This is a genomic window from Mesorhizobium sp. M7A.F.Ca.US.006.04.2.1, assembly GCF_004022915.1.
GTDB classification, from domain to species: domain Bacteria; phylum Pseudomonadota; class Alphaproteobacteria; order Rhizobiales; family Rhizobiaceae; genus Mesorhizobium; species Mesorhizobium ciceri.
Window position 1 is genome coordinate 1 of sequence record NZ_RZQA01000385.1, and the last position, 5838, is coordinate 5838.

General features: G+C 62.0%; 6 protein-coding genes. 3 read left to right on the forward strand and 3 right to left on the reverse strand.

The genetic code is table 11. The annotated features are described in order from the left end of the window. The 3 genes from EN925_RS20140 to EN925_RS20150 form a co-directional block, all read right to left on the reverse strand. On the reverse strand, positions 1-980 hold a 980-nt coding region (locus EN925_RS20140; RefSeq protein ID WP_128336848.1), incomplete at its 3' end, for a hypothetical protein. A gap of 311 nt (positions 981-1291) precedes the next feature. Continuing rightward, positions 1292-1681, reverse strand: a complete 390-nt coding sequence (locus tag EN925_RS20145; protein ID WP_027162174.1) for a cytochrome c family protein — start codon at positions 1679-1681, stop codon at positions 1292-1294. Between the two features lie 89 nt (positions 1682-1770). Continuing rightward, positions 1771-2382, reverse strand: a complete 612-nt coding sequence (locus EN925_RS20150; RefSeq protein WP_027162173.1) for a thymidine kinase — start codon at positions 2380-2382, stop codon at positions 1771-1773. A gap of 237 nt (positions 2383-2619) precedes the next feature. Here EN925_RS20150 and EN925_RS20155 point away from each other — a divergent pair, with 237 nt between their 5' ends. From EN925_RS20155 to choV, 3 genes are all read left to right on the forward strand, one after another. Then, positions 2620-3555: a choline ABC transporter substrate-binding protein gene (locus EN925_RS20155; RefSeq protein WP_013529956.1), complete on the forward strand. Its 936-nt coding sequence runs from the start codon at positions 2620-2622 to the stop codon at positions 3553-3555. Positions 3556-3689: 134 nt separating this feature from the next. After that, positions 3690-4544 carry a choline ABC transporter permease subunit gene (gene choW / locus EN925_RS20160; protein ID WP_013529957.1) on the forward strand — a complete coding sequence of 285 codons (855 nt, stop codon included), beginning with the start codon at positions 3690-3692 and terminating at the stop codon, positions 4542-4544. Further along, positions 4541-5722, forward strand: coding sequence for a choline ABC transporter ATP-binding protein (gene choV, locus EN925_RS20165; RefSeq protein ID WP_127384912.1), 1182 nt, complete (start codon positions 4541-4543; stop codon positions 5720-5722). Before choW ends, choV begins: the two co-directional genes overlap by 4 nt. The last annotated feature ends 116 nt before the right edge of the window (positions 5723-5838 follow it).

Sequence of the window (5838 nt, forward strand, 5' to 3'; positions counted from 1 at the left end):
ACCATGTTCTTCTCGTGCATCTCGAGTAGGTCGCCGATGTGTTTTTGCGAAGCAGCACCGATGCCGGCCATGGTTTCCTCGGCGGTGTTGTCGACCTGGCTGCCCAGCGTGTTGATCTTGTGGGCGACGTCCTGCTGGGCGGCGGTCTTCAGCGAATCTTCCAGCGCCTTGTAGAGCACGATGCGCTGCTCGGTATCGATGGTCAGCTTGTTGATCAGCGTCGATTGCGCGGCGATCTGGTTGTTGAGCGAATCGACGAAGGTCTGGAACATCGAGGTGTAGCGCTCGAGCGTCTGGCTCTCGGCCAGCAGCTCCTGCTCCTTGGCCTGCTTTTCGTTGTATTCCGTCGCCAGCTTGGAGCGTTCGCCTTCGAGCTGCGTGCGGTCCTTCTGACTGGTCGAAGCGGCGATCTTGTTTTCGATGTCGAGCAGCATCGGGTTGAGCTCCTCGATGCGCTTCTGCACGGCTTCGAGGTTGGTCATGGTGGTCTTGCGGCGCTCGATCACCTGCGACAGGCTGGTTTCCGAGGTCTTGTAGCGCTGGTCGAGGACCTCTTTCTGCGCCTTCAATATGCCGACGATGGTGTCGGATTTGACCAGCAATTCCTGCAGGTTGCCCGCCAGCGACATGTTGCGGACGCGGTCGGTGCGCATGCGCTGCTTGCTCTGGCTGGAGAAGATACCGATGAATTTTTCCCAGCCGGTGTAGTTCTTCATGCTCTCGAACTCGGAGCCGAAGACGTTGGTGGCGTCCTCCAGGCCGATGATCAGGTCGGCAATGTTGCCTTCCATCACCTTTTGCTGCTTCAGCACATCCTCGATGCGGGCGTTCTCGAGGTCGAAATTGGCGTCGCCGATCTTCTTGTCCGATGTGGCGAGCGTATCAAGCATGGTGCCGGACTGCTCGATCTTGGAGCGCATGTCCTGCACGACCTGCTTGGTCTTGGCAATTTCGGCGTCGAAATTCTGCAATGTCGCCATTGGGGCCTCCCGCTTCGGCATGACGTCGCTGGTCGCGAACAGCGGCGAATATATGTGGGGCATCGGGGGATTGAAAGACGTGAAGACAAGGGCGGCGTGAAAACAAAAGAATCCATCAGGGTCTTGAAAACCAGTGAAGGCGGGGGCCTGGCGTGATTAGCTTGCCTGCCAGCCGTAGTTCAGCTGTCATTGAACTTTCATGCGGCAAGCCGATGGCGCACGGATGCCTTTGTATTCGGCAAATCACTGAAGCAATCGCGGCCGCGATATGCAAGGGGAAAGCCGGTTTTACAGAGCTGACGAACAGCGGATCAAGGCTTGGGATCGGCCTTCAGATAGGCGATGACATTGGCGATGTCGTCGTCATTGGTCAGGCCGCCGAAGGCCATCTTGTTGCCCGGCACCTTCAGCTTTGGGGCCTTGAGATACTCGGCGAGATTGGCTTCATCCCAGACCAGGCCGGCGGCGCCAGCACTCTTCATCGCCTCGGAATAGTGGCCAAGAAAGCTCTCGGCGCTGCCGGCGGTGCGGCCAACGACGCCCAACAGATGCGGACCGACCTTGTCGCGGTCGGTGGCTGCGTCATGGCAGGCCATGCATCGGTTGAAGACCTTCTTGCCCAGGGCAGGATCACCGCCGGCATGGGCTACGAGCGAGCTGGCAAGGAGAAGGATACTGGCGAACGAAGCGGCTCGAAGCATGGCTGACCCCGGGGAGCTCTGGCTGGCTGCGTTATAGTACCGAGGCCTTAAGAAACGCTGCATAGGGCCGGGGTCAAGGCCGCCGACCGTCAGCCCTTGATAAAGCCGATGAAGTCGTCTGGCGCGGCGCGGCCCATCTCTTCCTCCCAGTGGCGGCGGCAGAGCGAGACATAGACGTCCTTGCCGATCGCCACCTGCTCGCCCTGGCGCGCCACCTTGCCATCGGGGCCGAGGCGCACGACCATCGTCGCCTTGCGGCCGCATCGGCAGATGGTGCGCACTTCGCGCAAATCGTCGGCGATGGCCAGCAGCGCGCGCGAGCCGGGAAACAGCTTGCCCTGGAAATCGGTGCGCAGGCCGTAGCACATGACCGGGATGTTCAGCCGGTCGGCGATGCGGGCGAGCTGCCAGACCTGCTCTTCCTCGAGGAACTGCGCCTCGTCGACGAAGACGCAATGCACCGACGTATGCGCGTGATGAGCGGCGACGCGGGCGAACAGATCGTCGCCGTCGCGAAACATCTCGGCTTCCGTCTCCAGGCCTATGCGCGACGAGATCAGGCCTGTATCGCCCTTGCGGTAGTGGCCGGCGACGAACAGCATCGTGCCCATGCCGCGCTCGCGGTAATTGTAAGAGGCCTGCAAGAGCATCGTCGTCTTGCCGGCGTTCATCGTCGCGTAGTGGAAGTAAAGCTTGGCCATGCCGCTCTTTTAAGCCGACTTGGCCTGACACGGGGAGGGGCCAGAGCGGCATTCCCCTGAAAAAGCCGGCTGGCCAGACAAAAGCGCCTGATGTGTCGCTGATTGGCCAGCCCGCGCCGTTGATCGTGATTGTCTTAATGCTTGAAACCACACCAGAATGGTGTTTGGCTGACGAAACAAGGCGGGCATAGAAACCGTAGCTACGCTTCGCCAAAGAATCACAATGGGAGACTGTCTATGTCGCGTATGAACTCTTTCGTCGCCGGCCTCGGCCTGGCGGCTTTTTTGTCAACCAGCGCTGCCTACGCCGGTGATCCGGCAAGCTGCAAGGCGGTGCGCCTTTCCGACGTCGGCTGGACCGACATCCAGGCGACGACCGGCGTCGCCTCCGTGCTGCTGACCGCGCTCGGCTATGAGCCGCAAACGATCCAGCTGTCGGTGCCGGTGACCATGGCGTCGCTGAAGAACAAGGATCTCGACGTGTTCCTCGGCAACTGGATGCCGTCGATGACCAACGACATCAAGGACTATACAGCCGACGGTTCGGTCGAGACGATCAGCACCAACCTGACCGGCGCCGGCTACGGCATCGTCGTGCCGACCTATGTCGCCGACGCCGGCGTCAAATCGCTGACCGATATCGGCAAGTTCAAGGACAAGTTCAACGGCAAGATCTATGGCATCGAGGCCGGCAATGACGGCAACCGCATCATCCTCGACATGATCAAGAACCCGAAGGACAATCTCGAAGGCTTCGAGCTGGTCGAATCCTCGGAAGCCGGCATGCTGACGCAGGCCGAGCAGTCGATGAAGAACAATGAATGGATCGCCTTCCTCGGCTGGACGCCGCATCCGGTGATGGGCGCCATGAAGATCACCTATCTCGACGGCATGGGCGACAGCGGCTTCGGCGCCGCCACCGTCTACACCAATGTGCGCAAGGGCTACACCACCGAATGCCCGAACGCCGGCAAGTTCATCGCCAACCTGAAGTTCAACCTGGACATGGAAGGCGAGATGATGGACGCGATCCTCAAGGGCGGCGACGCCAATACGGTTGCAACCGACTGGCTGAAGAAGCACCCGGATGCCGTTGCCCCGTGGATAGCCGGCGTGACTACCTTCGACGGCGGTGACGCTGCCGCCGCCATCAAGACCGCGCTCGGAAGCTGAGCCGACTGAATTCGGCAAAGCCGAACCAGGAAGGGCAGCCATCTTAGAAAAGGCTGCCCTTTTTCATATCCTGTGACAAGATGACGACGGTCGAGGCCGAGGGGCAGGGCTGTCTCCTGCACGAGAGGGGCGATATGGATCCGATTTCGAAATTCATGGTCGATCACAAGATTCCGATCGGCGCCTGGGGAAAGGCCTTCTTCGGTTTCCTCACCGACAATTTCGACACTGTGTTCAGGGCCTTTTCGAATGGCCTCAATTTCCTGCTGGATGGGCTGGTCGGCATCCTCTTGATGGTGCCGCCGGTGCTGCTGGCGCTGATCATCGCTGTTATCGCCTGGCTGCTGCAACGCTCGCGGCCACTTGCCATCGGCGTCTTTCTCGGCCTGATCTTCATCATCAACCAGAACCTTTGGAAGCAGACGGTGCAGACGCTGGTGCTGGTCGTCGCGGCCGCTGCCATGGCCATGGCCATCGGCGTGCCGCTCGGCATCTGGGCAGCGCACAAGCCGAAGGTCTACCGCGTCATGCTGCCGGTGCTCGACCTGATGCAGACGCTGCCGACCTTCGTCTACCTGATCCCGGTGCTGACGCTGTTCGGCCTCGGCAACGCGCCCGGCCTCATCGTCACCATCATCTTCGTCATCCCGACCGCGGTCCGGCTCACGCATCTGGGCGTCGTCTCGGTGCCGAAGTCGATCGTCGAGGCCGGCGAGGCTTTCGGCGCCACCAAGAGCCAGCTGCTGTGGAAGGTGGAACTGCCGTCGGCACTGCCCACCATCATGGCCGGCCTGACGCAATCGATCATGCTGTCGCTGTCGATGGTGGTGTTTGCCGCACTGATCGGCGCCGGCGGGCTCGGCACCGAGATCAACCGGGCGCTCGGCTCGCGCCGCATCGACCTCGGGCTTGAGGCGGGGCTTGCCATCGTCGTTTTGGCCATCGTGCTCGACCGGATGACCCGCATCGCCGTTGGAGGCAAGAAATGACCGTCGCCGTCGATTTCAGGAACGTCGATATCGTCTTCGGCGCCGACCCGGCCGGATCGCTGAAGATGATCGACGCCGGCGCCAGCCGCGCCGAGATCCTCGAAAAGACCGGCAATGTACTGGGCTGCGCCGGCGCCAGCCTGACCGTGAACGAGGGCGAGATCTCCGTTCTGATGGGCCTCTCCGGTTCGGGCAAGTCGACATTGCTGCGGGCGGTCAACCGGCTCAACGTGGTGTCGCGCGGCCAGGTGCTGGTCAAGGATGGCGACAAGACCGTCGATGTCGTCACCTGCGACGAGGCGACCTTGCGGCGCCTGCGCCAGAAACAGGTGGCGATGGTGTTCCAGCAGTTCGGCCTTTTGCCATGGCGCACGGTGGAGGAGAATGTCGGTCTCGGCCTCGAACTCGCCGGCGTCCCGGAAGCCGAGCGCAAGGAGCGCGTGCAACGCCAGCTCAAGCTGGTCAATCTCGACCAGTGGTCGAAGAAATACGCGCATGAGCTTTCGGGCGGCATGCAGCAGCGCGTCGGCCTGGCGCGGGCCTTCGCCACCGAGGCGCCGATCCTGTTGATGGATGAGCCGTTCTCGGCGCTCGACCCGCTCATCCGCACCAAGCTGCAGGACGAATTGCTGCAGCTGCAGGCTGAATTGAAGAAGACCATCATCTTCGTCAGCCACGACCTCGAGGAGGCGCTGAAGATCGGCTCCCACATCACCATCATGGAGGGTGGGCGCATCGTGCAAACCGGCGCGCCCGAAGACATCGTGCTGCGGCCCGCCAACGACTATGTCCGAGACTTCATCGCCAATGTGAACCCGCTGTCGGTGCTGACCGCCTGGAACGTGATGCGCGACCGTCGCGATCTGGAGCACGGCAAGGACGGCTGGGTCTGGCTCGACCGCCGCAAGACGACGCGCTTCAAGATCGACGATCACGGGCTGGTGGCGGCGGCCGAACGCGACGGCAAGCCGGCGGTCTGGGTGTCGTGCGCCGACGTCGAAGGCCAATCCGAGGAAGCCGCGCAAGTGTTCTGGGCCAACCCGGGCACCTCGCTGAAAACCGTCATGCTGGCCATGCACCGTTCGCAGACCGCTCCGGTAGCGCTGTTTGACGACCAGTCGCGCTTCGTCGGCGCCATCGGCATTCGCGACGTGCTGAGCGCGGTGTTGCGGCGGTAGTTTCTTCGGAATCCAACGGCGGCGAGGCGCGGCGACCGGGCGCGCCTTGTTTTTATGCCGCCAGCGGCAGGCGCAGTTGGGTCAGCAGGCCGCCGCCGGGATTGTTGGACAAGCGG

Bases quoted from the DNA above. Each gene is read 5' to 3' on its own strand.
- EN925_RS20145 (WP_027162174.1), bottom strand. From the start codon at position 1,681: ATGCTTCGAGCCGCTTCGTTCGCCAGTATCCTTCTCCTTGCCAGCTCG.
- EN925_RS20150 (WP_027162173.1), bottom strand. From the start codon at position 2,382: ATGGCCAAGCTTTACTTCCACTACGCGACGATGAACGCCGGCAAGACG.
- EN925_RS20155 (WP_013529956.1), top strand. From the start codon at position 2,620: ATGTCGCGTATGAACTCTTTCGTCGCCGGCCTCGGCCTGGCGGCTTTT.
- choW (WP_013529957.1), top strand. From the start codon at position 3,690: ATGGATCCGATTTCGAAATTCATGGTCGATCACAAGATTCCGATCGGC.
- choV (WP_127384912.1), top strand. From the start codon at position 4,541: ATGACCGTCGCCGTCGATTTCAGGAACGTCGATATCGTCTTCGGCGCC.